Genomic DNA, 2,510 nt, shown 5'->3' with positions numbered 1-2,510 from the left:
GCTCCGGTGGTTTGCCCACTAATGAGCGGTGTCACATCATTACTATCGGCCAAGGTATCAAGGCTAATCGTCGGTGCGGTAATGTCGATTTCACCAGTGGCACTGGCTGTTGCTGGGTTACCTGCTTGATCACTGACCGTCGCCGTAACCGTGTATTCTCCTTCTGCTAACAATGTGCTCGCCGCCACTGACCAGGTGCCATTGCTTTGCATCACGGTAGTGACTGTGTGGCTGTTGTTGTTTGCATCGGTAAAGACCACAGTGACTGTACTGCCTTGTGGGGCACTGGCTGTGCCACTGACTGTTGGCGTGGTGTCATTAGTGACGTCTAATGCATTTATATCAATCGCTGGCATGGTGGTATCAATGATACCTGTTCGTGTGGCCGTTCCATCAATGCCGTTTTCTGTCACGGTTGCGGTGACTGTAAAGTCGCCTTCAGCCAAAGCGCTGCTTGCTGTGACTGTCCATGTTCCGCCATTAACCGTGGTGGTTAATGTTTCTGCTGGGTTGATACCATCATCAATTACCACAGTCACTACACTGCCATTGACCGCATCACTGGTGCCGTTAATCGTCGGTGTCGTATCATTGGTTTCGCCAATGACATTAATCGTGATACTTGGTGCGGTGGTATCCAGCACCGCGGTGTCATTAGCGGTTGTTTCATTCCCCGCAGCATCGGTGATACTGGCATCAATGCTGATGCTGCCATTGTTTAATGGGCTTGGTACATCTGCTGACCATGTGCCATCTCCCAGTACCGTGGCTGTAAAGGTATAGGTGTTTGTGCCGTCTGAAACACTTAAGTTAACCACACTGCCCGCCGGCTCATTGCTGGTCCCACTGATTGTTGGGGTATCGTCGTTGATGGTACCCAAGCTGTCTATCGCTAAGCTCGGTGGCAAGGTATCGATGCTGCCACTGCCTGTATCGGTGCCAACGTTGCCTGCCGCATCAACAATCGTTGCTGTCACGGTATAAGCGCCATCAGGCAAGCTCGGTGCTGTGGCTTGCCACGACCCATCAGCTTGCACTGTGGCTGTGACGGTATGTGTATCGCTGTTGCTATCCACAATAGATAAGCTCACTACCGTTCCTGCTGGCTCAGTAGAGGTGCCCGTAATAAGTGGCGTGCTGTCATTACCCAAGCCAGTGTCGTTAACCACCACCACTGGGGTTGTGGTATCGATAGAGCCTGTGGCATTGACCGTCGTTGGGTTACCCGCTTCATCACTAATTGTTGCTGATACAGTGTAGCCACCTTCGGCGAGTCCATTCGGTACTTCCACGCGCCAATCACCGCTACTGTCAACGGTTGCGGTCAGTGTTTGTACGGTACCATCATTATCTGTCACCGTTACCGTCACCGTGCCACCAATTTCATTACTGCGTCCTGTGAACTCAGGCGTCACATCACTGCCCGCCCCAACGCCCGTTAAGGTTAAGCTTGGTGCAACGGTATCAATGACCCCAGTCACCGTTTCTTCTGTAAGGTTACCCACCCCATCACGCACACTGGCGTCAACAGTAAATTGACCATCAGCTAAGACCGTTGTTGGACTCACTGACCAATTACCGCTGGCATCCACTGTCGCTGTCAGGGTGCTGCTATCACCATTGGCATCGGTGACGACCACGGTCACTTGTGCACCTTCACCTGCATCACTGGTACCACTGATGAGCGGTGTATTGTCATTTCCTATTGCATCCACGTTAACGGTGAGTGTCGGTGGTGTACCATCAAAGTCACTTGAACTGATAGTACGTACATTGCCTGCAGCATCCGATGCACTGGCTGTTATCGACGCTAGGTTCGCTAACGGCACGGTTAATCCTGTCAGTGACCAATCACCATTGGCATCAGTGGTTGCCGTATATGTCACACTGCCACCGCCTAATAAGGTTTGGGTGATGGTCACTGTGCTACCGGCGGGTAAATCTGATGTACCACTTAAGGTCACCAGTTGACCCAGTAAGAAGGTCGGCACAAAAGCAAGCTCCGGTGGAATGGTGTCGACTTCACCACTGTCACTGGCACTGCTGTTATTACCTGCTGCATCACTGATACTGGCACTGACTGTGTAGTTGCCATCGGCTAAGGCTTGCCCTGCTTCGGCGCTCCAATTACCTGAAGCATCTGTGGTGACTGTCACGCTATGGCTGATACCATCAGCATCGGTAAAGGTCACGGCGAGTGAGGTATTGGCTAAGTCTGAGGTGCCTGTGACCGTCGGCGTATTGTCGTTGGTCAGTGCTGGCGCATCAATGCTAATCGTTGGTGCCGTCACATCAATGGTGCCTGTTTCAGTATCGCTGCCTTCGTTACCCGCCGCGTCGCTCACGGTGGCCACCACGGTATAATCACCTTCGGCTAATGCCGTACTTGGCTCAACAGACCAACTGCCATCCGCTTGCACCGTCGCTGTCGCACTTTGTACATTACCAGCACTGTCAGTGATAGTAAGCAGCACTAAGCTGCCCACTGCCGCTCCGGTGGTTTGCCCACT

General features: G+C 52.5%; 1 protein-coding gene. It reads right to left on the bottom strand.

Annotation, left to right across the window (positions count from 1 at the left end; genetic code table 11):
* Positions 1 to 2,510: Ig-like domain-containing protein (locus JIG37_RS01820; RefSeq protein WP_199528554.1), on the bottom strand; the 2,510-nt coding region annotated here is incomplete at both ends.

Source organism: Pseudoalteromonas sp. bablab_jr010 (assembly GCF_016464105.1).
Lineage (GTDB): Bacteria > Pseudomonadota > Gammaproteobacteria > Enterobacterales > Alteromonadaceae > Pseudoalteromonas > Pseudoalteromonas simplex.
Note: the sequence above shows the minus strand (reverse complement) of the source record. Positions and strands in the feature narration are given on the sequence as shown.